Below are 26216 nucleotides of genomic sequence, written 5' to 3'. Positions count from 1 at the left end.
AAATGAATACTTTAAATTGTTTGATCTTTGATGATCACCCGCTTGTCTGTGTTGCGATTAAATACTTGTTAGAAGACTTAGGTGTTGCAAACCAAGTGTCTACAGCAACCTCGTCCAAGTCTGCACTATCAATGATAAAAGAGAATGACATTGAGTTGTTAATCCTGGATGTTAACCTGTCTGACTGTGATGGTTTTGATTTCTATAAGCGTATCAAATCTCACGGTTACGAAGGGAAAGTGATCTTTTTCTCTGCAGAAACCAGCCAAATGTACAGCCAGATGGCGTTCCGATCTGGTGCAGACGGCTACGTTTGTAAGTCAGAGAATCACGAGATTCTTAAAGACGCGATTGAGGCAGTATCAAAAGGCTACTCGTTCTTTAAATTCAAGCAGGCGACGGTCGAAGTAAAAGAAGCACCACAGCTATCAAGCCGAGAAAGCGCGGTGATGAAATACTTACTGCAAGGTAAATCAAACCGAGATATCGCCGAAGTATTATCTATCAGCGACAAAACAGTAAGCACGTATAAACGCCGTGTGTTAGACAAATTTAATGTTAGCAATATCGTGGAATTAACAAGAGTCGCGGGAGATATCAAGGACGCAGTATGACATTAAAATATAAGAATATTACATTAGCACTTATAACCGCTACATTGCTGTTCGTCACTACCTTGGTGGGCATTACGATGAGTGTAACTAGCTATAGGGAGAAGCAGTTTAGCAGTTACGTTGAGACGCTGAAAAATATAAGGCAACGTATTATTCTGTTTAGTATGTTGACTGAGTCAGAACTAGAAAACCATCGGCTGTTAAGTGCGGAAGAGGTAGAGTCAGCAACAGAGCTGAGTTTTGATGATATGATTATCTCTGAAGAGCCCGGTGCCAAATTAGACTTTGTCGAAGCAGTTGCACGTAAGGTGCTTCACGACGCTGAAGTTTATTTATTTCATACGTTTGAGAAGCCTTTATATTTCTTCTATTTCCGTTCATTTACCGATAACAAGTTTATTCTGGAACGTCATGTCGAAGGGATTGATGACAAGAACATTGGATTTAGTTTAGAACTCTGCCAAGAGTATGGTTATTGCATATTAAGTGCGTGGAAGGGGCAACTTAGTGACCGCATTTTGGTTTCTAAGCCTTTTGATAGTGTTATTACTGGCCAGAACACTATAAGCCTAATGGCACCAGTTTATCTGGATAATAAGATAGTTGGCGAATATGCAGCGCTAATTGATAATGAACGTTTTTATGATCATGGGAAAGCAATAAAAACAAGTTTAAGTGATGGCAACCGCAATATAGTGATTTATTACCCAGGCTATCCTTTTCCTGAATTGTATTTTTCTAAGAGTTTTGTAATCGATAATTTTAATGTTTTGGTTTATAAGTATCCAATGTCTAAGGTATTCGTTGATTATTTTGCTCTTTGGCCGCTTTTCTTCGTGCTATGCATGATGTATTTCTCAAAGTTCTCTGAAGCACAAGAAGGCAAACTTTTACTTGATAATGCTTTAACGGACGTAACAAAAGACGAACTGACGGGCTTGTACAACCGAAGGCTCTTTAAAGATGACGCATTTAATGTGCGTCTCAATAAGGCACCATACACTGTGATGGCGATTGACGGTAATCGAATTAAAAGAATTAATGACAAGTACGGTCATCATGTCGGTGATGATGCGATAGCAATCATCGCTGAATCCATGCAGAAAGTCTTTCGCAATAGCGACTATTTAGTCCGTACAGGAGGGGATGAGTTCTTGGCTATTTTACCTAGCTGTAGCCTCAGCCAAGCCTCAGTCTTATCGGATAAACTTCAGGGCGTGGTAAAGGACAATCGTCTGAAAACACTGGATATAGAAATTAGTGTCTGCATCGGTCTGGCTACATCAGAAGAACATGAGTCTCTTGAGGATGTGATCATCAGGGCAGATGAGGAGCTGTACGAAATGAAGAAAAAACGAGATTGATTCAATCGAGTCAGTCACTCAGGCAGGGTGGTTGAGCGTGTCTTGTCAGGATTGTGACATAACGATTTGATAAATTTGACCATACGGTAAATTTAGTCTTTTATATAAGGCAGCCACTGATTCCCAGCAGTGGCTGCCTTATTTTTTTCTTGAAAATGCCAAATGTCAATGGTGCCTTGTTGTGAACAAAGAACTCGATCTTAATCTGTTAAAAATACTCGTTTTGTTAGAAAAGCATCGCCAGTTAAAGCCTGTTGCCAAAGCGTTAGGGAAAAGTGAAGCGTCAATCAGTAAGTATCTTGCTCGTTTACGCGCCCAGCTTAATGACGAACTGTTTATACGTCATCCTCATCATCTGGAACCGACACAGTTCCTCGTACGGCAGTTACCTAAAATCGAAGATGCACTTGAGCAGTTAGATAGATGCTTAGTGAGTTCAGAGTTTAAACCAGAAAACTACGAGAAGGATATCACAATCTCTTTGCCTCAAGTCGCTCAATATTCATTTGGCCATCTGTTAGCGATGGAACTGATGGAAACATTTCCCAAAGCGCATATTACGATCACCACTAACAATGAGCATACCGTTGAAGATATACTGTTCGGCAAAGTTGATGTTCAACTACATTACTTTAACGATGAGTTACCAAAATCCATTTACCAACGTTTTGTAGGATATGCGCCTACGATTGTTGTGGTGACGGAAGAGTCAGGTATTACCACCCTTGAACAAGCGGCTGTATTACCTATAGCTATGTTTGGATTGATTGGATGGAAAGAGCGCGAGCAACTTGCTAAACGAGCATTGGAAGATCAAGGTTTAACTGTCAATCGAATCGTCACATTGGACAATGTTAACGCTTTACTAAAATTTGTAAAAGAAACTGGGTTTGCAGGAATACTTCATAACTTTCAGGCTCCGATAGAAGGGTTTCGCTTTATACCGATCCCTGAATCCCATTTCGCGAATGGCTGGCCAAAGGTCGTGGCACAAATGAAGCAAATTAATCGCCATGATGCGATGCATCAGATATTAACTGACGCAATCGCTAGATATATGACGACTAAAAGCTAGTTTGTACGCCCTCTGATTCAGGAATGGTATTCAGTAGCTCGATCAGCGACGTAGCATGATACTTTTTCAGAATTCTCGTTTTATAAGTACTGATGGTTTTCGCACTGAGTGACAATTGCTCTGAGATTCGTTTATTTGAATAACCCTGAGCTAAATAGTGGAATACCATCGCTTCGCGTTTTGACAACGCAAGGTTGCTTGAAAACTGCGTGTGTTTAAGTTTAAACATAGAGTAACCACGAGAAACACTGATAATCGCGTCCTTAATGGTTTGCTTACTCTCATTTTTGTGCAAAAAGCCATTTGCACCAAGTTCGTATGCTGCTTTAGACAAGCTAGAGTAGTCTTTCGAAGAGATAAAAAGGATTTTCCCATGGTATCCACTTGCCAAGACGTTTTTCGCTAAACGCATACCATCTCGATCGCCGATTACAACATCTAAAATAATCAAATCAATCCTTTGATTACGAACTAACTCCATTATTTCAGAACTGCTAGTTGATTGTTTTACGTCAGCAGTATCTGTCACATCGTTTACGAGCGCAGCAAGTGCTTCACTGTAAAGCGGTTGTGCATCAATAATAAGAACGTTTTTCACATGGACCTCATTTTATACATAGAGTTTATACACAAATGACTTCAAGATGCAGGATTCAGAGCGTTGTTACTGGTTCAAGTTCGAGGAAAATAACGCAGTTGAATACAAGCTATTTACAAGTTATTTGACGCTGAAAATGTGTCAGTGACACGCTCCCAAAGGGTGAGTTTCCTTAGCTCACAGCCTTTGTTAACGGTTTTTGATGTAGAACCACTAGATCTTCAAATCGTTGCCTCACCTGTAAGCTAAGTCATTCTCGCTGTGAGGTTATTTGGGTATATTGTTTTTCCGGATACAACCTTGTCGGATTGAGATGATATTGTAGGAAATATCCGTATAAAATGAAGGAAAATGAGAGTTTCAAAAAGTGAAATTCGCATCTATTTTTGCTTTTTATTTTGATAGGGAGAGAGCGATAAGTATCTAACTCTAGATTTGAAATCCGGCTCTCTATTTAGTGTGGGAATAATCTTACTTGGCATTTAATTTGTTTATTTACAATGACTTATATGCGTATCTGTGTTTGACTTTGATTTGTGCTCTTTAACGCTAATTTGTAAAATTTGCGGTCTGCTACTATCGGAGTTAGCGTAATGCTAAACAAAATAAATAAAATACGACACAAATTTTTCTTAGTTTTAGGTGCTGCCATTGTTGTTTTGTCAGCAGTCTCATTAGTTGGAGTACTGACTACCAAAAACATAAACGCTAATTTCTTATCATTTGAAGAAATTAATACTCGAGCTATCGATGCCACTGACATCCGTTCTGATTTGTTACGAGCTCGCATCAATTCCTTAAGTTTTCGTTCTTCACAAGAAGAATACTTTTATGACCGTTCAATGCAGTTCTTAGATAGAGCACAAAAAAGTGCACATCTATATGCACTAGAAAATAGCAAACAGAGTGACGATTTTAAGATCGTAAGTGAAGACTTGAAGCAATACATAAGTGGTTTGGCTCATGTGGCGAAGGTAATGGAACAACGCTCAAAGTTCGGTAAGGAGTTGCAAGTCAATCATGATCAAATCGAAGCGGCTCTGCGGAATCTCGCTTCGCAGTACGAGGATGTAAAAAGTATCTCTGACCAGTTGTATGCACTTCTTCTCGAATTTGAAGGGATAACGGCTCAAACAGCTAACTACTTAATTACGAATAAATCAGAAGCTTATTCTGAATCTGTTTCCGAGTTAAAGTCATTTAATGATAAATTGCGTAATTTACCTATTGTTCAAAAGCAACAATTAGAAAAGTCTGTTCAATCACTGATCACTTCTTTAGAGCAAGTAGAGCATACTATCAGCGAAAGGAACGAAATCTGGTCGCAGTTAGGTGTTACTGGTAGAAAATTAACTGAGCAGTTAGTTACTATGGTAGCAGACACGATCAGTGAACAAGAAGTGGTCAAAGATGAAGTTCAGCACTTGACTGAGCAATCGACGATGAATGTTGTGCTCGCCCTTGTTCTTGGTTTACCTGCTGTTTGTATATTGTGTTGGTTTGTTGCTAAAAATGTCACTGAAAACGTACACAAAGCCCAATTGATGGCAGAGAGACTTAGCAGAGGTGAACTGAGTAATGCGCCAGAGAAGGTTGAAGGCAATGATGAACTAGCTAGTATGCTACATGCCATGAACAACATGGAGAAGCAATTGTGCCAGACGGTTTCGGAAGTTATTTCATGTAGTGACTTACTTGCTTCGTCATCAGAAGAGCTTTCTGCGATTAATGCTGAAATTTTAACCAGTGCACAAGCTCAGCAAATGGAAACTGACCAGGTGGCGACAGCAGTTAACCAAATGACGGTAGCTATTGCTGAAGTTTCTCAAAATGCGAACAACGCTTCCAGAGAGTCTGAACTTGCATCAGAAGCTTCTGACCAGGGGCAGAGCATGATGGGCACAACAATGGATAAAGTGGGCGGGCTTGCGAGTCAAATGGGCTCAATTAGCCAAGAAGTTGCAACACTGACTAACGGTACCGCTGAAGTGGCAGACATAACTTCTGTTATTCAGAGTATTGCAGAGCAAACTAACTTACTCGCATTAAATGCAGCTATTGAAGCGGCTAGGGCAGGAGATCAAGGTCGTGGATTTGCTGTTGTAGCTGATGAAGTCAGACAGCTAGCTCAGCAAACACAAAAAGCGGTTGAGCAGATTGGTGATCGTATTACGACATTGCAACAGAATACGTCTCAGGTCGTTGAATCGATTGACGCTGGCCAGTTAATGCTGGAAGAGACTGTGAAACAAGCAGAATCGGCAAATGGCGCTTTCATTAGTATCTCAACAAATATTGATTCGACCAATGATCTAAATACGCAAATTGCAGCAGCGACAGAAGAACAGAGCGCAACGGCCGAAATGATCAACCAAAGCGTTGTTTCAGTAAGAGAAAAAGTCGATCAAACTGTGCACATGATTCAAGACACGAATCAGGCTGCGGACGAGCTGGCGAAAATGTCCATCAACTTATCGGATCAAATTCGATTCTTTAAGTTAAATTAAGTTAACTACTATACCCAAGTATCATGAAGAACTTGGGTATATCTAGTAGAAACTCTAACTGCGTTAAAAGGATTTAGCCCAGTTAGATCACCTTCCTGATATTGCTTTTTGCCTTGTCGTACATGGAGTGATACTCCATATCCCCAAGTTGCTCTTTACTGCATAAACTTTCCATAACCTTATGACATGCTTCAATTTTACTCAGAATGTGATAGTTACCCTGGTAGTTAAATGGGCGTATTGATGCCAGTTTAATGATTGCCAGGCAAATTCTGGCTGAATTCGGTAGCAATTCGTGCAATTTAAAATAGTGGTCAAAATGTGTGGAAATCTCTGCTGCGGCAATGGTTTTTTGGCCAACAAGGTGTTCTCTTATCTGGGCAATTTCTTTCTGAGATTCTTGAATACGTACCTCAAAACTCTGGAACATATGAATTTGGCTACGGAGAATACTTGGATGCTGTTCTTTAGCGATAGCAGAGCGGGCTTTAGGTAGGAGTATCTTGACGTCTTTCATATATGAACAGCGTTCAAGAAGCACACAAAGATGGTATTGGTCGTAGAAATGAGTCAAATCGTTAGCTTTTAATGCCTGCTTAACATTGGTAACCGCCTTTTTTAGGTCACCTCGAATCAAAGCAATATGCGCAGCAATTAAATCTGACTGTGTGTTTAGCTCATTACTTCTTTCAATCTCTCTGATAAATGGTTTTAAGCCAGCAAGCATATTGTCAAAATTGTAGGTGCCCGGGGAGAGTAATGCACGATAGAGAAAGCATCTTACGTAGTTCAGCTTGGTTAACACACCACCTCTAAACGTGTTTATGTTTTTCTCGTAGTAGCGTTTCATATAGGTAACTGCATCGTTGTATGACTCTTTCGCTAAGGAAAGGTTCGCGATGACAAGTTCTCTTTCCGCACCTGCATCTAAAAGCATGGCCGATAGTTTTAAGTGCTCGATGGCTCGTGGTAAATCGTCTTTTTCTACGGCAAGTCTTGACATCTCATCGTGGTAATAAGGGTTGTCGTCTTTGCGTTGAAGTGAATCTAAAACCTCTTGGGCTTTATCAAATTCGTGCGCCTCTATTAGGGTATTGGCGAGTGAGGTCTTTATCCAGTCAAAGTTGTCCTCTTCTAACATTTGTTCATATTCATCGCGAGCTCTGGCAAACTGCTTACTCTGGACTAAAGCGTAGGCTTTATAGCGTCTGATCAAAGTAGAGTAGTTCGGATGTAATGGCAGCAGCTCATCACAAGCGGTCACCGCTCCTTCATAATTGGCATTGCTGAGCTCTTCATGAATTTTGACTAGCGATGCACGTCGTTTCATCGCAGATCGCAGTCTGGTCTGAAAAAACTCCTGGCTAAAAGGTTTCAGTAAGTAATCATCCGGTTCACTGTCTATGATTGAACGGACGATTTTGAGATCATTTTCGCCGGTAAGGAAAACAAACGTAGTATGGGCAGGCAGGTATTTATGGTACTTAAGCTCTTCCATAATTTGGAAGCCGTTAAGTTGAGTCTGAAAATTGTAATCACAAATGACGAGATCAAAATTATCGTTTTTACATGCGTTGAGGACTTCTAATGGCTTATATACGCATTTAATGTCTTTTACGCCGATTTTTTTAAGCATCGCTGAAATGCTGTTGGTTACTAATCTGGAATCATCGGCGATCAGAACTTTTAAATCTCTATTGTTTAGACTCATAGAGTTGCCTTTCGAAAATAAAATGGTTTGGATGAAACGTTATTTGGGTATAGAAATGTTAGTATCGGTCTACACGTTATTGATGTTCTTCCAATCCGTCACGTCGATAATACTTTGCTCTATGTCTGTCACGAAGACTGATAATGCTTTTGAATAAGCAGGTGAAGCCAGCTTACCCAGTTTTTCAGTGACAGCCGCAGAACGGCTGATACTATTTAATCCTATTTGCATAGCACCGCCTTTTATTTTATGTACAATGGGCAGCGTTGATGCTGTTTCACTGGATTCCACCTGCAATGACTCTTTTAGCAAGGCAATGTCCTCTTCCATAGCCTCGATGTAAACGTTTGCCATATGAATTCTCATATCTTCAGGAAAGTTGAGTAACCACTGGGTATTTGCAGAAGAGTGAGAAGTCATATTTTAGTGCCCGTTTATTGTTAAAAATACACCTATGATCGTGAATTCATTAGCCATTTTGGTCAAGGTTAGTGGTGTTGCGCGGTTTTTTGTAACTAATTGAATTTAAATGAATTGTTGCTTAGTGAGAATTTTCCTACCGCATAAAGCGAATGCGCTGAGCGGATATGGTAATTAAGGTTGCGTATATAAGATGATCTCGACGGAATTAGACTCCATAAACTTGATAGCGATAGGACTGATCTTTCTTGGTTCTTATGTTCAGACGGCAATTGGCTTTGGCCTGGCTATTGTTGCCGCGCCGCTGCTGATTCTCTGGTCACCTGAATACGTGCCAGCGCCAATCTGTTTGGTTGCGCTGTTTATCTCTTTACTAAATGCGTTTAAACACCGCAGTAGTGTTGAGATCGGCGGATTGAAAATGGCATTAATAGGGCGCATTCCCGGCTCTATAGCTGGTGGCGCTGTGCTTTACTTTGTGTCTACTGATGTTCTGACACTATGGATTGGAGCCCTAGTACTGTTTGCCGTTATTATCAGTGTGCTTCCATTTCGTATTGAGCCCACACCAGGACGCATGACATTGGCAGGTTTCTTCTCGGGCTTGTTTGGTACCAGTTCTGCAATCGGTGGACCGCCAATGGCGTTGTTGCTACAACACCAGGAAGCGAATCAGTTACGTGGTAATCTGTCCGCATTCTTTGTTTTCAGCTCAATTATTTCACTCATCGTCCAGATACCTGCAGGCTTCTTTACGCTGCACCATTTGGTTATCACGCTGCCATTGTTACCCGCCGCCGCATTCGGCTACTGGCTCGCCATGAAAACGACGCAGTCATTACCGAAAGAGAAAATCCGTATAGGCGCTCTCTTGCTCTGTTTTGTGAGTGGAGTTACAGCAGTGGCACAGGGATTGAGTCTGTAGGTTGCTGCAAGCAGAATCCTTGCTTAACTTAGGTGTAAAGCCTAAAAACGATAAATCACAAGGAATGGATATGATCACAGCTTTGTACGCATGTATTTTAGCCGGGCTACTCATCTGGCTCGCGATTCAGGTAATAAAACAGCGACGTATTAACCAAGTTGCCTACTCGGATGGCGGGGTTAAAGTGCTGCAAATTGCACGCAGTGCACAAAGTAATGCCAGTGAGTATATCCCCATTACTCTGATACTTATGGCGTTACTGGAGTACAACAGCGCTAAGCCAGTATGGATTCACCTTACCGGTATTATTTTTGTTATCGGGCGAATCATTCACGCCAGAGGCATTCTTAAAGAGAGCTTTAAAGGAAGGGTTAAAGGCATGCAATTAACTTTTCTTATTATCGCTGCTTTAGTGGTTTTGAATATGATTTACCTTCCTTACGAAAAGCTTTGGTAATTTGGAAAAATGCCCGGTAGTAAATTTTAGTTACCGGGCATAAGTTCTTAATCGCTTTCTTCTAAACGCTAAGCACTCCGGCGCACAAACGGTAATCGTATGTGTCTTCCAAATGCGTTAATCAGTGCGCCTGTCACAATCAGACTGCCGCCGATATAAGTCCATACGGAAGGTAGCTCGTTGAAAATGACAATACCAATCAGTCCCGAGAAGATGATCTGAATGTAGGAGTAGGCTGATGCCTTACCTGCTTCCTGAGTCTGCATTGCTTTAGTCATTCCCAACTGGCCGATTTGAGTGAAGACGCCAACCAAAATCAGCATGATGGTTAGGTAGAGATCCGGCATAACAAAGTTGTCGCCCATTAAAAATATCGACGCTGGTAAAGCGACTAACGGGAAGTAAAAAATAATCACAGAACTGTCTTCTGTCTGGCTTAGTTTTCTGACGATGACGTAAGCGACAGAACTGCCCAATGCACCCAGCAACGCAGCCACCACGCTAACCATTGGTAACGCATGCTCTGCTGATGCCCCTGTTTCTGGCCGAATCATCACGTAGACCCCGAGCAAGCACAATGCAATACACACGAAAGTAGAAGGCTGGATACGCTCTTTAAGGAAAAACACCGCAAGAAGAGCGGTAAACGCCGGGTGAATATACTGGAATATGGTCGCTTCTGCTAAAGGTAGCGTGGTTACAGAATAGTAAACACACATCAAGGCAAAGGTACCAACAGCACCACGTGCGAGAAGTAATCTTTTGTTATTTCCCCAGACAGAAATCCGTTTACGCTTTACATCTAAATAGCTGATCACCAAAGAAACAAAAGCCCTGGCCGCTACGATTTCAAAGACAGGAATACCATGCAGACTGACGTGCTTTACGGTCGCTGACATGAGCGCAAAACCAAAAGCGGAAAGAACCATAAAGCGCACACCAATGGGAACCATGGCGCTGATTGAATTAGACATGTGAATGCTCAACTGTTGCGTGAGATCGCATTTTAACATACTAGCTGGTCAAAATAAGCTAGGTCATAAATTGATTTTTGCCGATAAAATGAGATTTTTAGCTCAAACGTATACACTGTTCAGTTCTTAATACGTGTATGCCTTTACCAATACTAAGGACTTTTCATGATCCCAATACAAGCGACTCACGTGTCCGGTGTCGTCATTTCTGAAATTGACGGCATTCAGAAAATGCTGCTCTTAAAACGCGTGAAAGGTGGCTATTGGTGTCATGTTGCGGGCGGCATTGAGGAAGGAGAGCAAGGATGGCAAACCATTCTCAGAGAGCTGAAAGAAGAGACCCAGATTGAGAATGTAGAGCTACATACCGCTGATTTTCTCGAACAGTTTTATGAAGCAAGAAAGAACCGCATTATGGTTATTCCTTGCTTTGTCATATTTTGTCAGCCTGACCAGAGTATTATCCTTAATGACGAGCATACTGATTATCGTTGGTGTACGTTAGATGAAGCTAAACAACTGGCTCCATTTGCGAATCAGCATCAACTTTATGAGCACGTGTGGTTGAACTATGTTGATAAAACTAAATTGACTCCATTCACTCTTATAGAACAAAGGTAAAGGGGTAACATGTTTCAAGATAAGCGGTTACAACAGCGCCACTGGATATCTGAAAGAATCTCGATAGAGCCTCTGTCCGCTAAGCATGCTCCTGTGCTGCTAGAAGTAGTGAATGACAATCGTAATCGGTTAGCTGGTTTTTTACCCTGGACCGACTTTGTCACCAACAGAAGAGAAGCGGGCCAGTATATATCTCAGAGAGTGAACAATAAGGCTGTGGACGCTTGTTGGTGTGCTATTTACTTCGATGAGCGTTTTTCAGGTGTGATCGGCTCAAAAGGTGTCCACCCAGAAACGCATGTGGCAGAAATAGGCTACTGGCTTGCCGATAACGGACGAGGGCATAAGGTTATCGATCAAGTGCTTACAGTACTCGTTCTGTACCTCAAAGAGAGGGGCAATGCTCAGTCAATCCAGTTTCATTGCTTAGAAGAGAATATAGCGAGCATCAAAATTGCCGAGCGCGCCGGGGCAAAATTGATGCACTACCTGGAACATGACCTTGAAACGTTAGACCCTTCTCAGCGAATGGGCGTTTATGAGTTATTGCTAAGCTAACAATGCTTTTCGCCAACCTCATTATTTCGTGTCTCCTTCCGCAGTCCTACATTCGAAAGCAGCATAGGAACAAAGCCAGGCAGTTCTTCTACTCGTTTGAGCCAGGCTTCTACGTTAGGGTAGGGAGCTAAACTTATACCGCCTTCTGGTGCTAACTTGATATAACTGTAGAGGGCTAAGTCAGCAATAGTCGGCTGTGTTCCTACTAACCACTGGCGGCCATTTTGGTAATTCTGGAGTTGGTTGAGTAGCTTATATGCTTCTTGGGTGAGCGGTTCACTATCTATGTAATGATTAAATAAATTCGCTGCACGCAGTTTGGCGATTGAACCCGCTAGCCGATGAGCTGCAAGAGAAAGAAACTGCTCAATATTCGCACGTACCTGGGGTGACTCGGGAAGCCATTGGCGCTCTTTGTCATAAACGGTAGCGAGATAAACTAAAATAGCATTTGAATCAGAAATGACAGTTTCACCATCTACCAGTACAGGGATCTGGCCAAAGGGGTTAAGTGCCAAAAATTCTGGTTGTTGATGTTCTCCCGCAAGCAAATCAACAGTAATGAGCTCAACATTCAATTTGAGCATTCTTAATAGCATATGCGCACGGTGAGCGTGCCCAGAGACGGGGTGCCAGTATAGCTTTAACATTGTTTTCTCCTAACAGTGTTTGTTTTTATATTTAAGAACAACTTGCTAAGAAGAAAAACCCCGCTAGCATTGAATGATAATTTCCAATATGTTGATAATTCATGGATACTATCGATGGAATGAGAACAGTGGTAGCAGTGATAGAAACAGGATCATTTACTGCCGCTTCAGAGCGTTTAGGCATTTCTAAATCTCTTGCTTCTAAATATGTTAACCAAGTCGAAGAGCAGCTCGGGGTCCAATTGTTTCATCGCACTACCCGCAAGCTTTCGGTCAATCAGTCAGGCCAGGAATACTACCTTCAAGCACAACAGGTTCTGACCAATCTAGACAAGCTTTACCACCAACTCAGTTCAAACAATAAAGATGCCTCTGGACCTTTACGTATAACGGCTTCTCAGGGTTTTGCAGAGGAATTATTAAGCCCGCTTATCCCTGAGTTTCATGTTCGCTATCCCGATATTCTGATAGACATCATTGTAACCAATCAAAAACTTAATCTAGTGGAACAAGCTATAGACATTGCTTTTCGTGCCAGTGAATTAGAAGACTCTAACTTCAGATATCGTAAGATAACGTCACTTCAAAGTTCAGTGTATGCCGCGCCAGACTTAGTAAAACAGTACAGGCATGACGCGGATTTATCGCAATTGCCTTGCCTTATTGACAACAACCTTCACCCCACAACTCGCTGGCCTGTGGCCAATTCTCTGAGCCAGAGCAATAGTCTAGCCGTACATGCCGTTTTCAAAAGTAATAGCCCAAGGATGATTCGCCAATTGACGCTCTCAGCTGTTGGTGCAAGTTATCAACCCGACATTATCGCTGCACCTTATGTAGAAAAGGGACTATTACAAAAGCTTGATGTCGGTTTTAAGCCTCTTGAGTATCCGCTGAACGCTCTCTATCGCGGAGGTGATTACCAGCCTGAACGAGTGAAAGTCTTTTTAGACTTTGTTATTGAAAAGCTTGGTGCGACTAACTAAATATGATTTAAATTCAGTCTATTAGGGGTAATTCGAAGTTGTCATAGATTCTATGCAGCGCACAAGCTCTTTTGGACTCAAGTAATACGAATCGTCCCTATCTAAAATTATCCGTAGAAGTCTGAACATCAGACTTTCAGCAATTATACGGCTTTGTGTTCAATTGAAGTGCTAACACTGTCAGATCGTGTATGAGATATTACATCTGATGCCAGTGTTATTTATGTTTGGCGCACTTAACGGTTGTATTGTTTGCAGAGTAAGAAGACGTTTGTGCTTATTACTCTGCCTGAAAAACTTAAGCCGATTTATCACACGCTCCGCTTTTCGCTTTTTCTATAAATGGCTTCATCAGCTGAGCGACTGCTCTGAATACCGGGGCCACAACGGAGTTCCCGAACTGTTTATAGTCTGCAGTATCAGCACAAACAATTCGAAAATCTTTGTCTTGCTCAGTTCTGTCTGGTACCGGTTTTTCAAAGCCCATCAGACGGGCACATTCCTGAGGTGTTAAGCGACGAGGAGTTTTGTAAAGCGAATCAAACTCAGGGGCATAACGGCCTTTCGCATCGTCGTATTTTTTCCCTTTCCTTAATCATCTCTTTGTACTGCTTATCCGAGCATTCCGGGTACTCCTCTCGGAATTTATCAGCGTACGCGATCGCTTCTTTTTCACGCTCCTGATTTTTTCTTATTCCGTGCTCTTTATTTCTTTCAAGATACTCAGCAGAAAGCCCATCCTGGTTAATATGAATCTCAGAACCATCTTTATAATAACGTGCTGACAATGTATGGGTTACTGAATCCGGATTTTTCGGGTTTATAAGGCCAAATCCAAATCCATTTCCTTTTGTCTGATGCTTAAGAGCATAGTGATACAAATAGTTCCGAAGGTTTGGTGTCAGTGTGTATCGGGGTAAGTCGAGGTTAGATCGACTTGAAACAGTACATCCAATCTAACCTCAAACGCCTACATTGCACACTGAGTAATGTATTTCGCATTATCAATGGCGGTTTGTATTAGCGACTTAACATCACCATTACTTAATGAGGAAAGTATGCTGCTTAAAGTGCTTTGTGCTTCTGTCTCAGATGTTGACTCAACATAACATTTATAAGCATTAGCAACGCGGTTTGTGATGCTATCAACGGCTTGAGGGTCACTAAAGTCTACGTCCATAGCTGCTTGGATCGAATCTGAAAAAGTTTTGGCTTGCGGAGAGGTTGCCGCGAATTGGTCGTAATCAAACGAATCAGTCATTGAGTCGGCCATATCACTGGCAGCATCTTGCGCACTATCCATAGCATCAGAAGCAGCTTCTTCTACATTGTCCATGGCGTCAGATGCACTGTCCATGGCGTCAGATGCTGTTTCTTCTACAGTATCCATCGCCTCAGATGCTGTCTCTTGTACACTTTCCGCAGCTTCAGTCGCTGCTTCTTGGGCGCTATCTACGGTTTTATTAGCTTCGTCACAACCAAATAGTGCGAAGGTCATCATCACTGCAAGTATCGTCTTTTTCATTTTTAACCTTTATCCTTAAATGCCAACACAATCACATTTTAGTCTAACATTCGGTTATACGTGCAAATGTGGCAGAATAAATAACATTATCATGACAATATTTAGGAATATGTTCTAAAAATTAATAGGTTACCGATATGAAGAATGAACGAAAATAGACCTTTTTGTGTACATTTGACTAATCTGCCGTGATAACAGTAGTCTTTCGGCTTTCTAAATAGTTTGACGATTAAGTAATTAAACGTCTGGTTTAAGTCCGCGATTATTATGAACCCTGGTCTACTTGTTTCATTAGCTCATTCGCTTTTTTCATTGCTTTCCTTGCACTCGTTGTTTTTCTCTTGTTGAGCAGAATGTCAGAAAATTGCAGGTACTTATCAGCAGTTTGAAATCTTAGCTCGTTAATGTCTTGAAACCCTTCAGGAAAATTTTCCGAAAATTCGTTTAAATCATTGACCAATCTATCCAATTGGGCGGTCGTTGATGCTTTATTTAAACGGTAGTGTAAACCTTCAAACTCTTCCTGGAAAAGTGTACGAGCAGCGTCTGCTGGAAAAGACAAAGGATTGTTGGAGTTAACGGCACTGTCGTATAGCTTCATCTCTAAAATAGCATCTTTCATCGAATTACTTAATGCAAGGTTAGCCTTATGATCTTCTACATTAGAAAAGAAAGTGTTGCCTACTTTGATTAAGGTTACTAATGCGGCAGCGTCTCGTTTTATTAATGCTTCAGTTAAATGCTCTCCAAACACCTCGCTAGAAAGTGAACTAGGAGTAAAAGGGTAATCTTGATGAATTTGGTCTAACTCATCCTTTAGTTTATATATTGAACTGTTGTCTTCACTGTTTGCATAATGAGATTTCTCTAACTGACTATTGATTCTTTTTGATATTGACAAGAGAGTAGAATGTTTACTCGATTGGATATCGAGAGCGAGTACTTCAAGTTTATGCGAATCAGGGTAGTAACTTTTAGCTTTATCTAATATAGACTCAATCTCTTGATAATTTGGGTAACTCGTTGCATCTGAATTCAAAACATCGTCGATACGCGATTCGAAATCATTTAAGATATGAGGTTTATGCAAATGAAGCAGCCCCGATATAACGACGGGATGAACCTCCTTATGGTTATCGACTATTGAACGGCTTTGCTCTGCTGATGTATTAAGGAGTAACTCTGTAGCTTTGATAACGTCGTTCTTCGCAGATATTTCTTCCGTTAAAGTTAATGTGTACATGTGCTGCTGATAGTAAGTAAAACCGATAAGTGTAGTCAGTAATATACTGGCAGCGATACCGGAAACCAGAGGCCATATACGATGGTTGAGCTTTCGTTTTAGTCTGTTAACATCCAGGTCCTTTGTAACCAGACCAGTAGAAAATACACGATCAAACATAGCCCATTTAGTCATAGGCAGGTTTGCTGGCTTTGTTACTTTTAATTTTTTTCGTAGTGCTTCATCAACCGGAGTTTTCTCATAGGGGTGTTTGCAACTTAAGAGTTCGTAAGTAATGCAAAGCAGAGCAAATATATCATCGCTTAATGTCGGTTCCTTTCCCGAGAGAAGGTTTAAGGAAGCGTAATTTGGCGTATAGCCAAGCGTCTCTCTCTCTTCAGAGTGACGTTTAGCGGAGTATTGGTCGTGTTTAAGCTGATTAGTTTTCGATACACCAAAGTCTAATAGCTTCACTGTCCCATCTGACTTAAGAATGATGTTTGCTGGCTTTAAATCAGCATGAACGATGCCGAGTGAATGTGAGTAAGAAATGGCGCCAAAAACCTGATTCAGAATTGACATTGCCGCACTGTAATTCAGACCCCTTGGTCTGGAGCGCTGAATCAGGTTTTCAAGTGTTTCCCCGTCAATGTACTCCATCACGAGATAGTAGACTTCTTTTTCAACGCCATAGTCAAAAACGCGAATGATATTGGGATGACTAAGTCGCTGAGTTTGTTGCGCTTCTCTTATTAGCATGCGTGCTGTTTCTGGCTGAGCTGCGAACTCTTCTTGCAGTATTTTTAAAGCTACGTACGGGGAGTCGGATCCAGAAGATTCGAGTAGTTTATCTTTTGCTAAATAAACGTCACATAATCCGCCATGCCCTAGCTCCGACTCTATAACATATCTATTCTTAATAGTCGCACCAAGTAATGTAGCAGAACCACTATCTGAGTTACTTTGAATATTATCTGCTTGAATGTTTAGTTCGCGGCTACTTTTGGAAATTTTCTCCTCTATTACTTGCTCTTCATCCTTTTCTTTTACTTTTGAAAAGTGGTAGTTATTGTTTAATTTACTTTCTAGCACTTTTTCATTAGTTTGCTTTTTGTTTATTAATATTTTGGTTTTATCTTTGTTCAATGGAGTATTAGTAATACTGTCATTATTTATATATTTCATTGTTAAACCTCCGTTCAAGCAGACGGATAATATATATTATTGAGTTTTTGTTTAAATAATTTAACTGATTTTATAGGCCAAGCTAGCATCACCATTTTGTACGATGTAACTTAGAAGTTAAAAATTTGAACTGCGCTGAAAATTATTAAATATTGAATCATGCGTTATTGATTTGATAAAAAATTAATTCATCATCTTAACCTTGATACCAAATGTTGGATTAATAGTTTCAATTAATCTAATAGTTAATGAATTAGTAAAGCGATATAGTCTAAAGACGTCTCTTCGGTGAGGTTTTGATGAAGTTGATCTTAAAAATTACCAGTTTTCATAAATTCACACCAGAGATAGAAAGTGTGTTTGTATTTGAGTCGGAAGATAAATATGCAAAGTTAAACTTCGGTCGTTCTGAAGAATGTGATTGGTCATTGCCTGATCCGGGCAGAGTAATATCAGGAGTACATGGTGAGGTTATTAAGTTTGGTGATCAGTATTTAGTGAAAGATCTGTCCACGAATGGCACATTCATTAATAATTCTGTGACTGCGATAGGACAAGGTAATGAAGTTCGCCTGAGCTCCGGAGATACTCTAACCTTGGGTGATTATCAGGTTGAGGCGATAATTGATACAAGTACCATTGATCAAAGCACAGATACACAGTCTTACTCCTCTGTGAGTTCCTATGATGCTACGTCTGCTTCCGCACTTTTGAATCATGATTTCGGTCTGTCTGCCGCTGAACTCACTAAGGAGGAGATTCCTTCTGATTTTGAGCTGGATTTAGGTTTGGTTGACGATTATATCGAAGTTCCAAGTCAGCAAAAGATATCAGATAAAGCACTAGCGGAACTAAATACAAACCAGTTAAGTCCGACACAACCAGGCAACAAAAATGACGGGAATGAAATTGAAGCTTTAATTCGCGGAATGAGTATTGACCCGAAGTTAGTACCAAGCGAAAACCGGGAACAATGGTTTGAGCAGATCGGCCAGTCTTTTTCACTGATGTTAGTCGGATTAATGGATACGCTTCACAATAGAGCTGAGTTTAAACAGAGTAACAGGCTCAGCCATACATCATTTAAAAAATCAGAAAATAACCCTTTGAAATTTTCTGCCAATTTGGAAGATGCGATTTATAACTTATACAATCGCCAAACATCAAGCTTCCTAACTCCGAATACTGCAATAAAAGAAGCCTTTGCCGATATCGAAAGTCATGAAAAAGCACTAATGAAAGGAGTCAGAGGCACAGTTTCAAGTGTCATGTCACTTGTTGAGCCTGCGACTATCTATCAAGATGCTGGATCTAAAAGTAGCGTTCTGAGCAAAATTATTCCAGCCAGAAAATATGCTCAGAGCTGGAGCGCTTTTGAAGGTATCCATAACGGATTAAAAGATGAAATTATCAATAAAGAAACGCCATTTTATTTAGATGATTTTGCTAAACATTATGAATTGGCTTTGAAGAAAGAAAACTAAGAGGTTGGTTTGAGAAAATATTATATTTTAATTTTACTTTCAGTAATGCTAACGGGTTGCTCTGCAGCTAATTTAGTCGTTGAGCCATATTCTAACCTGGAAATATTAGCTAAGCATGATATTAATCCAGACTCTAATGGGAGACCTTCGCCAGTCGTTGTATACATCTTTGAGCTTTCAGAAAGTACATTATTTGAAAACCAGGATTTCTTTTCTATTTATGAAGATCATGAACAGGTACTAGGCCCTGATTTAGTTAACAAGTATGAAGTATCGTTGACTCCTGGAAAAAAAGAAATCTATAACGCGAGTATGTCACCAAAAACTGAATATTTAGGTATTGTCGCTGCTTTCAGAGATATTGAAAATTCTAATTGGAGACAAGTCATTAAAGTAGATAAAACAGGTTACAACACCTACCAGGTACTATTAGAAGATCTCTCTCTGGTCGTTCAATAAAGTTTAAATGGCAAATTATAAATGACGCAATACTCGAACACGGCTTGGTGCGAGGGAATGTTTCTGCGCCCTCAGCATTTTCAGCAACATGAGCGAGCAATAAGCCATGAATACAAAGGTCTGTACTCGCTGGGCGGTTCATATAATTGGGGCGTTTGGAAATGTCACTTAAAAGAAGAGGCGTTGAAGAATGGCGTAATTGAACTTGATTGTTTAGATGTCATTATGCCTGATATGACTTTTATCAGTACTACTGATTCAAAACATAACATTCCCCCGTTGCAGGTAGAGAAAATTACAGATAGTTCCCTAGTTAAGGTGATCATTCCCGTAGACAGCACAAAAGGAAAAAGTGTCTCCGAAGTGAGTGAATCTGTGGTGTCCAGGTATTTACTCGAAGATCTTGAGGTGGTTGACAACGTTAGCGGCCAAGATGAAGAAGTCATCCAGGTGAGCAGGCTTAATGTTGAACTTAAGGCAGGTAATGAAAAGCAGATGGGGTACGTTGAGTTGCCTGTTGCGAAGATAAAAGAAGTAACGACAGAGGGTGAGATTATACTGGATGAATCCTTTGTTCCTCCGCTTCTGAATCTACTGAATGACAAGGTAATGACTGCGTATTTACGCAATGTAACAGCAATGACCAAAATGCGTGCAGATGCCATTGCTCAAAGACTGATACAGGGCAAAGCAGCTTCGGCTTCGGCAGTGGATTTTATTATGCTGCAGATGCTCAACAGATATGATGCGATTTTGAAACATGTTCATGAGTTGGAGAAAGTACACCCATTAGAACTGGCGTCACTACTTAAAAGTTATATAGGTGAGTTGGCCACGTTTTCTAATAACACGAAGCGAGTACCCAATTTACCACTTTACGAGCACTTAGAACTTACAACAGTATTCTTCGAACTGAACCAGTTGTTAAGTCAATACCTTAGTGTCGTACTTGATCAGAAGGCGAGAAAACTGCCTCTGGAAGTCAGACAGTATGGCATTCATGTAACGCCGTTACCCGACAAGAGTTTACTCGATTCTTGTCAATTTGTTTTGGCAATAAGCGCTGACACATCGTCAGATGAAATACGGCGTCTCGTCCCGGCACAGTTAAAGTTAGGTTCTGCTGAACAAATAAGGGATTTAATCAATAACCAAATGAATGGGATAAATGTTGTTCCCCTCAGTGTGGTTCCCAGACAGATACCTTACCAAACAGGATATGTCTATTTTGAAGTTGTAAAGAAAGGTCCGTTTTGGGTGAAGCTGAGCGAAAGCGGTGGTATAGCGCTGCACTTGTCGGGACATTTTCCTAATGCTGACATCGAGCTTTGGAGCATTAGCCAAGATTAGCGAATGAAGATGATGGAACAGACTATTTTAAAACCGACTCCCGGCGGAAGAGTACGCGCTAACAAAATGGACGAAGCAAAAGCAGCGGATAGCACCGTTGTCATTTCGCAGTCCCCTGAGCTTGTTAATCACGATTCAGTTCTCGCCTATGGAGAAAACTCGATTTTGGCTGAAGCAAACGGGCTTTTGTCTATCATAGGACAAATCAGAACCACACCATCTCATTCTGATCCGCAGTACCTCAAAGAAGCGATAACGACGAGATTGAGAGATTACGAGACGAGGTTGCGCCAACATAATATTGACCATGAATCTATCGATATTGCCCGCTACTGCTTATGTTGTGCGATAGATGAGGTTGTTTTAAATACAAGTTGGGGAAGTCAATCCTTCTGGACTCATGATTCACTATTGAACTCGTTTTACGCTAGCAGCCAGGGCGGGGAAAGTTTCTTTAAACAGCTGGATAACTGTTTAGCACAACCGAACAAACACCTTGATTTACTAGAACTAATGTACGTTTGCTTATCTTTGGGTTTTTTGGGGCAATACCGTTTGGAGAAAAATGGCCACGAAGCCCACAGGAAGTTAAGAAAGCAAATAGTGTCGGTATTAAAGTCCCACGGACGTGTGCTTCATCAGGAGCTGAGCAATAAAGTAGAGCAGCATATATTAAATGGTTCACCACTTTATGAACGTGCGCCGATGTGGGTTGTCTGTGCGGTTACATCTGCTTTATTAGTCTGTATTTTTACGTATTTAAGTTATGAACTGAATAAAGCCTCGAACCACACTTTTTCACAGCTGGTTAATTTAGTTCAGTCTGTAGAGTCCGCTGGCACGCCTATTGTAGAGTCGAAGTCTGCGCATGTTGCTGAGAGAATTTCGACATATTTGGCTACTGAAATCGAAAAAGAATTGGTAACGGTTGAAGTGCTGCAGGATCGTGTGAGAATTTCTTTGAAAGCGCAAGACCTGTTTGAATCCGGAAGTGCAAGTATTGTCGAGTATATCCAACCCGTTATTTCTAAACTCGCCCGCACATTAGAAGCGACCAACGGCAAAATAATTGTTACTGGGCACACAGATGACAGGCCAATCTTTACTAGTAAATTCCCTTCTAACTGGCATTTGTCGCTGGCACGAGCTACGGCCGTATCTGAGCAACTTATTTCAAACAGTTCTCTTGAAGGAAGAGTTGTACCCGAGGGCCTGGGCGATGCAAGACCATTGGTAAATAACAGCGACGACGAGAGCCGGGCACTTAACCGTCGCATAGAAATTGACATCATTGTCGGAACTTGAGAACAGGTGGTCAGATGAGTATTAGGGAAATAGGCAGAGTCCTTACGAACAAGTGGTTTCTGGGTTTCGTTGGGGTTTTAGCGTGCTCGATATTTATTTGGGGCGTTGGGCCACTTATTGCAGTAGCAGGCTATGAACCGCTTAAAAGCGACTTTCAGCGATTGACCACCATACTGGCCATTGTTTTATTCTGGGCTTTATTCAATGTAACAAAGCAGCATAAAAACAAGGCAAGAGAAGAAGAAAGCATCCAGAGTCTGCTAGAAGTAGATAGTCAATCTGATACCGAAGCTGCAACTGAAATTGAAGTGATGCGGGAGCGAATTGAGCATGCTTTGCAGGTCATCACTAAAACGCATAAAGGGAAGCGCAGCATATATGAACTACCTTGGTACGTTCTGATCGGACCGCCGGGCACAGGGAAAACAAGTGTGTTGAAACAGTCCGGCCTGGAGTTCCCGTTATCGGACAGTTTGGGGGCGGACGCAGTTGCAGGCATAGGGGGAACCCGCCACTGTGATTGGTGGTTTGCGAATAAAGCTGTACTTATCGATACTGCCGGACGTTACACAACTCAGGATAGTCAGGAAAAAGTAGACTCTAAGGCGTGGCACGGCTTCTTAGGGTTGTTAAAAAAATACAGAACGAAAAGGCCCATCAACGGGGTCATCGTTACTGTGAGTTTAGCCAGCATAATGTCCCAAACGCGTACAGAAAGAAGTTTGCATGCACGAGCGATCAAATCAAGGTTACAAGAGCTGAAAAACCAGCTTGGAATGCAGTTTCCAATTTACGTGATTCTTACAAAATTAGATTTAGTGGCCGGATTTAAGGAGTTCGCTGTTGATTTAAGTAAGGAAGAGCGAGATCAACTTTTTGGGTTTATGTTCCCGCCAGAGGTCGATGATGAGCGCGGTGTAATCTCTCTGTTCAATAAAGAGTTTCATAACGTACTAGAGCGTTTAGAAGCTCGAATACTGAAAATCATGGAGACCGAAGACGATTTAGAGAAACGAGCGTTAATTTTCGAATTTCCTAAGCAGCTACGTGTTTTACAAGACAATCTTGACGAGTTTCTATCCGAGATATTTGCCCAGAGCACCTTTGAAGAGCCTGCATTAATACGTGGTGTTTTCATGCTCAGCTCTGTTCAGGAAGGGGTCCCAGTCGATAAATTAATGAGCGAGTCGACAAATGGGCTCGGCTTGGTGCGGTTACGTCAGTCAACAAGTACAGATACCTCTCATAGCTATTTTGTTAAGAGTCTTTTTGAGAGAGTCATCTTGAAAGAACAGTTTCTGGGAACCGTTAATCGCCATTATCAAAAGCAGGTTGGATGGATCAGAAGAAGCGTATATTTTTGCTGTACCGTGCTTTTGCTCGGAGCAACCGGAGTCTGGTTTTTAAGTTATCAATGGAATTTACGCCTTATCTCCGATACGAATAAACAGGCCAGTTATATTGAAGCAATGATCGGAGCCGATAGCTTAGACTTTGAATCCGATATCATAAATTCCATCGATACCTTAGACCGAATCATGACTCTGCCACTTGGGAAAGTAAGCGAGTATGGTGAGATCGACTCAGTGAAAAAGTTTGGGCTTTATCAGGGGGACAAAGTCTCGCAAGCTGCTGAAATTGCCTATTCGGATGCATTGACCCATCACTTTGCGCCTTTGCTACTCAAAAGTCTTGTTACTGAGATGGAGAGTAATGAGCAACACAGAGAGTACTTGTATGAAACACTGAAAACCTACCTCATGCTTTTTAATGATGGGAAATTCGAGCAAAGTGAGGTTTTAGCGTGGTTCCGTTTTTATTTTGAGCGCCAATACCCCGGGGATCTGAATAGTGACCTGCGTGGCCGTTTATCAATGCATACAAAGAACTTATTAGAAAGCGATGAAAAACGTTTTGTAATGGATAGCAAGGCAGTTTCTGAAGCCAGGGATGTGCTGACTCAGATGTCTCTTCCTGAACGTGCCTACCAACGTATGAAAATGCAATTTGTAAACAGTCATATTCCTTCGTTTCGTTTGACAGATTTACTGGGCCCCAGAGGGCTAGAGCAATTTGAAAGGAAAAGTGGAAAACCCTTATCTCAGGGGATACCCGGATTTTATACCTACAATGGTTATCACAGTATTTTCCAGATTCAGTTAAGTCGTACCGTGAAAAGTTTAATGGAAGAGAACTGGGTGTACGGCGATGATCTTAAAGCGCATGAGATTGATCAAAAGAGTGCTGTTGAGGGGGTACAGTCCCGCTATTTTCAGGATTATGTAAATGAGTGGAAGACACTGATAGAAGATATTCAACTCAAGCAGGCTCTTAGTTTAGATTTAGCGACGCAACAAGCCAGAGTGCTTTCCGGCGTAGAAAGGCCTATTGAAACTTTATTGAGAGCAATTCAAAAGGAAGTTGGTTTGTCGAAAGTGACGCTGACTGAGAATCAGCAAGTCGCTGGTGAAGTCACTTCAAAAGTCGCTAAAGTGAAATTTTCTAATACGGTAAATAAACTGGATATGTACTTACCTGAAGGAAAAGGAATGGGCATCTCACTACCCGGAGATGTCGTTGAATCCCATTTCACGGAGATCTTAAGTCTGGGAGAGCAGGAGTTTGATGACATTCAACAAGCAATGGTCAACTTGCGCTCCTACCTCACAGACCTGGCCAGTTCGAGTAATAATCAGAAGATTGCTTATAAAAGCATTCTGGACGGGACGGTAACGAAGGAAGTAGCAGCGTCGTTTACGAGAGCTAAGGAATTATTACCAAAGCCGTTTAACAGCTGGTTGAGTGAGCTTTCGGAAGAATCCGTTAAATTTGCAGAAAGCGGCTCTAAAGATCATCTCAACCAACTTTGGAAAACTAGCGTGTTTGTTCCTTATCAGCAAATGATTGCAGGTAGATATCCATTTGAACAAAGCTCTGAAAAAGAAGTTCGGCTGAAAGACTTTAAACGATTCTTCGGGCACGGAGGTACGATAGATTCTTTCTTCAACGATTATCTGGAACCGTTTGTAGACACTTCTAAGAGCCGGTGGAGATTTGAAAAAGAGATTGGTGTCCGCAATGAAACATTAGCAGTGTTTCAAAGCGCTAAACGCATCAGACAGGCGTATTTTGAAGCGGATAATTCATTACGAGTTGAATTTGGTATGAAACCGGTCTATCTGGATCAGCATATTATGCGATTCATGCTAGAACTGGGCGAGCAAGGCTTAGTCTATCAACATGGACCTTCCCGGGCAAAAGAGCTTAAGTGGCCAGCGGGTCAGGATCAGACAAGGATAGTATTTACTCCTCCGGAGTCGCAACGGGAGATCTCTCATACATATGAAGGCGAATGGGGGATATTTAAGATGTTGGATCAGTCTCTTAAAGCACGTCCGGAATCCAGAAACGACAACATAGTCATGATTGATTTGAAGGGAAATAAGGTTCAGCTTGAGTTAATTCCTTCTAGCGCAATTAATCCATTTTGGTCGAATGAGATGGAGAGGTTCCGATGTCCGCAGACTCTGTAGCCTCGCATTGGGGCTATATCGGGAAAATGCCGGCTAAAGGTGATTTTGTGAAAGATGGCTTGCCTCAAACGTTTTGTAACCGGTGGTATGACTGGTTACAAGCCGTTATTGCGGTGAGTAAAGAGCAGTTGGATGAAGAGTGGAACAACTACTTTTTAACAGCGCCAGTCTGGCATTTTGCCCTCGATATCAGCTACCTGGAAGATTCTACATACGTGGGGACGCTTATTCCCAGCGTCGATTCTAGTGGTCGCTACTTCTTTTTCACGGTGGCACAAGCGGTGCCGGGCAAAGCTACGCAATACTGGATACATAACGAGTGGACACAAGAGAGCCAGGAACTGGCATTGGCAGTGCTGGAAGATGATTTCAGATTTGATACATGGCATACAAAAATGAAAAAACAGGAGAGCGACAGTTTGTTGCTGAATGTGCCGGTAGAGGAACAAAAAGTTAAGTTGTTGTATGAAAGTCCGCTCTCGAAAGTGTTCAATAACCTTAGCACCGAAAAAGGTAGCGCGCTTCTGAATTATTTTGTTAATGAGCAGAGAAAAACACCGTGCTATTGGTGGACTGAAGGCTCTGAACATATCGAGCCATGCATGTTTATCAGTAATGGGTTACCAAGTATCGGGCAGTTTTCAGCGATGTTAGACGGGTTTTGGCAAAAGTGGAACTGGTAGGAAACATAGA

23 protein-coding genes are annotated in these 26216 nt (G+C 41.4%); 15 read left to right on the top strand and 8 right to left on the bottom strand.

Annotated features, from left to right (window positions below):
* Nucleotides 1-2: 2 nt before the first annotated feature.
* The 3 genes from KHN79_RS18920 (at nt 3) to KHN79_RS18910 (ending at nt 3053) form a co-directional block, all read left to right on the top strand.
* Nucleotides 3-614 carry a response regulator transcription factor gene (locus tag KHN79_RS18920; RefSeq protein ID WP_182009155.1) on the top strand — a complete coding sequence of 204 codons (612 nt, stop codon included), beginning with the start codon at nt 3-5 and terminating at the stop codon, nt 612-614.
* A complete protein-coding gene (locus KHN79_RS18915) occupies nt 611-1978 on the top strand; it encodes a GGDEF domain-containing protein (RefSeq protein WP_182009156.1) in 1368 nt (455 codons plus the stop codon). Before KHN79_RS18920 ends, KHN79_RS18915 begins: the two co-directional genes overlap by 4 nt.
* Nucleotides 1979-2159: 181 nt before the next feature.
* Nucleotides 2160-3053 carry a LysR family transcriptional regulator gene (locus tag KHN79_RS18910; protein ID WP_182009157.1) on the top strand — a complete coding sequence of 298 codons (894 nt, stop codon included), beginning with the start codon at nt 2160-2162 and terminating at the stop codon, nt 3051-3053.
* On the opposite strand, the gene KHN79_RS18905 is transcribed toward KHN79_RS18910, so the two are convergent.
* Nucleotides 3043-3651 carry a response regulator transcription factor gene (locus KHN79_RS18905; protein WP_182009158.1) on the bottom strand — a complete coding sequence of 203 codons (609 nt, stop codon included), beginning with the start codon at nt 3649-3651 and terminating at the stop codon, nt 3043-3045. The genes KHN79_RS18910 and KHN79_RS18905 overlap by 11 nt on opposite strands.
* Nucleotides 3652-4244: 593 nt before the next feature.
* Here KHN79_RS18905 and KHN79_RS18900 point away from each other — a divergent pair.
* Entirely contained in the window at nt 4245-6158 is a 1914-nt protein-coding gene (locus tag KHN79_RS18900) for a methyl-accepting chemotaxis protein (RefSeq protein ID WP_182009159.1), read from the top strand.
* A gap of 82 nt (nt 6159-6240) precedes the next feature.
* Here the strand turns inward: KHN79_RS18900 and KHN79_RS18895 are convergent, their stop codons facing one another.
* Nucleotides 6241-7869, bottom strand: coding sequence for a response regulator (locus KHN79_RS18895; protein WP_182009160.1), 1629 nt, complete (start codon nt 7867-7869; stop codon nt 6241-6243).
* A gap of 69 nt (nt 7870-7938) precedes the next feature.
* Nucleotides 7939-8289, bottom strand: a complete 351-nt coding sequence (locus KHN79_RS18890) for an Hpt domain-containing protein (protein WP_182009161.1) — start codon at nt 8287-8289, stop codon at nt 7939-7941.
* Between the two features lie 193 nt (nt 8290-8482).
* Here KHN79_RS18890 and KHN79_RS18885 point away from each other — a divergent pair, with 193 nt between their 5' ends.
* A complete protein-coding gene (locus KHN79_RS18885; RefSeq protein WP_182009162.1) occupies nt 8483-9214 on the top strand; it encodes a sulfite exporter TauE/SafE family protein in 732 nt (243 codons plus the stop codon).
* Nucleotides 9215-9284: 70 nt separating this feature from the next.
* The gene (locus KHN79_RS18880; RefSeq protein WP_182009163.1) at nt 9285-9671 is read left to right on the top strand and encodes an MAPEG family protein; all 387 of its coding nucleotides are present in this window, start codon (nt 9285-9287) and stop codon (nt 9669-9671) included.
* A 68-nt stretch (nt 9672-9739) separates the two neighbouring features.
* Here the strand turns inward: KHN79_RS18880 and KHN79_RS18875 are convergent, their stop codons facing one another.
* A complete protein-coding gene (locus KHN79_RS18875; RefSeq protein WP_182009164.1) occupies nt 9740-10645 on the bottom strand; it encodes a DMT family transporter in 906 nt (301 codons plus the stop codon).
* A gap of 165 nt (nt 10646-10810) precedes the next feature.
* On the opposite strand from KHN79_RS18875, the gene KHN79_RS18870 reads away from it, so the two are divergent.
* Together KHN79_RS18870 and KHN79_RS18865 are read left to right on the top strand one after the other, a co-directional pair.
* The gene (locus KHN79_RS18870; protein ID WP_182009165.1) at nt 10811-11266 is read left to right on the top strand and encodes an NUDIX domain-containing protein; all 456 of its coding nucleotides are present in this window, start codon (nt 10811-10813) and stop codon (nt 11264-11266) included.
* Between the two features lie 9 nt (nt 11267-11275).
* Nucleotides 11276-11824: a GNAT family N-acetyltransferase gene (locus tag KHN79_RS18865; RefSeq protein ID WP_182009166.1), complete on the top strand. Its 549-nt coding sequence runs from the start codon at nt 11276-11278 to the stop codon at nt 11822-11824.
* Here the strand turns inward: KHN79_RS18865 and KHN79_RS18860 are convergent.
* On the bottom strand, nt 11821-12474 hold the full coding sequence (locus KHN79_RS18860) for a glutathione S-transferase (protein ID WP_182009167.1): 654 nt from the start codon (nt 12472-12474) through the stop codon (nt 11821-11823). The two genes, KHN79_RS18865 and KHN79_RS18860, sit on opposite strands and share 4 nt — an antisense overlap.
* Nucleotides 12475-12575: 101 nt before the next feature.
* Between KHN79_RS18860 and KHN79_RS18855 the strand changes: the two genes are divergently transcribed.
* Nucleotides 12576-13460 carry a LysR family transcriptional regulator gene (locus KHN79_RS18855; RefSeq protein ID WP_244812682.1) on the top strand — a complete coding sequence of 295 codons (885 nt, stop codon included), beginning with the start codon at nt 12576-12578 and terminating at the stop codon, nt 13458-13460.
* Nucleotides 13461-13758: 298 nt separating this feature from the next.
* Here the strand turns inward: KHN79_RS18855 and KHN79_RS21825 are convergent, their stop codons facing one another.
* The 3 genes from KHN79_RS21825 to KHN79_RS18840 form a co-directional block, all read right to left on the bottom strand.
* Entirely contained in the window at nt 13759-13947 is a 189-nt protein-coding gene (locus KHN79_RS21825; protein ID WP_348541317.1) for a hypothetical protein, read from the bottom strand.
* A 483-nt stretch (nt 13948-14430) separates the two neighbouring features.
* Entirely contained in the window at nt 14431-14985 is a 555-nt protein-coding gene (locus KHN79_RS18845) for a hypothetical protein (protein ID WP_182009168.1), read from the bottom strand.
* 265 nt (nt 14986-15250) lie between these two features.
* Nucleotides 15251-17392 carry a serine/threonine-protein kinase gene (locus KHN79_RS18840; protein ID WP_182009169.1) on the bottom strand — a complete coding sequence of 714 codons (2142 nt, stop codon included), beginning with the start codon at nt 17390-17392 and terminating at the stop codon, nt 15251-15253.
* 299 nt (nt 17393-17691) lie between these two features.
* Between KHN79_RS18840 and tagH the strand changes: the two genes are divergently transcribed.
* From tagH to tagF, 6 genes are read left to right on the top strand one after another with little or no spacing between them, the layout of a single operon-like run.
* Nucleotides 17692-18876 carry a type VI secretion system-associated FHA domain protein TagH gene (tagH, locus tag KHN79_RS18835; protein WP_182009170.1) on the top strand — a complete coding sequence of 395 codons (1185 nt, stop codon included), beginning with the start codon at nt 17692-17694 and terminating at the stop codon, nt 18874-18876.
* 9 nt (nt 18877-18885) lie between these two features.
* Entirely contained in the window at nt 18886-19335 is a 450-nt protein-coding gene (gene tssJ / locus KHN79_RS18830; RefSeq protein ID WP_182009171.1) for a type VI secretion system lipoprotein TssJ, read from the top strand.
* A gap of 21 nt (nt 19336-19356) precedes the next feature.
* The gene (tssK, locus tag KHN79_RS18825; RefSeq protein ID WP_182009172.1) at nt 19357-20685 is read left to right on the top strand and encodes a type VI secretion system baseplate subunit TssK; all 1329 of its coding nucleotides are present in this window, start codon (nt 19357-19359) and stop codon (nt 20683-20685) included.
* Nucleotides 20686-20697: 12 nt separating this feature from the next.
* Nucleotides 20698-21990, top strand: coding sequence for a type VI secretion system protein TssL, long form (tssL, locus tag KHN79_RS18820; protein WP_182009407.1), 1293 nt, complete (start codon nt 20698-20700; stop codon nt 21988-21990).
* Nucleotides 21991-22004: 14 nt separating this feature from the next.
* A complete protein-coding gene (gene tssM / locus KHN79_RS18815) occupies nt 22005-25523 on the top strand; it encodes a type VI secretion system membrane subunit TssM (RefSeq protein WP_182009173.1) in 3519 nt (1172 codons plus the stop codon).
* Complete coding sequence (gene tagF / locus KHN79_RS18810; RefSeq protein ID WP_182009174.1) at nt 25505-26206, top strand: type VI secretion system-associated protein TagF; 702 nt, start codon at nt 25505-25507, stop codon at nt 26204-26206. The genes tssM and tagF overlap by 19 nt, the downstream gene beginning before the upstream one ends.
* The last annotated feature ends 10 nt before the right edge of the window (nt 26207-26216 follow it).

The sequence above is a fragment of the Vibrio sp. B1FLJ16 genome (genome assembly GCF_905175385.1).
Lineage (GTDB): Bacteria > Pseudomonadota > Gammaproteobacteria > Enterobacterales > Vibrionaceae > Vibrio.
Note: the sequence above shows the minus strand (reverse complement) of the source record. Positions and strands in the feature narration are given on the sequence as shown.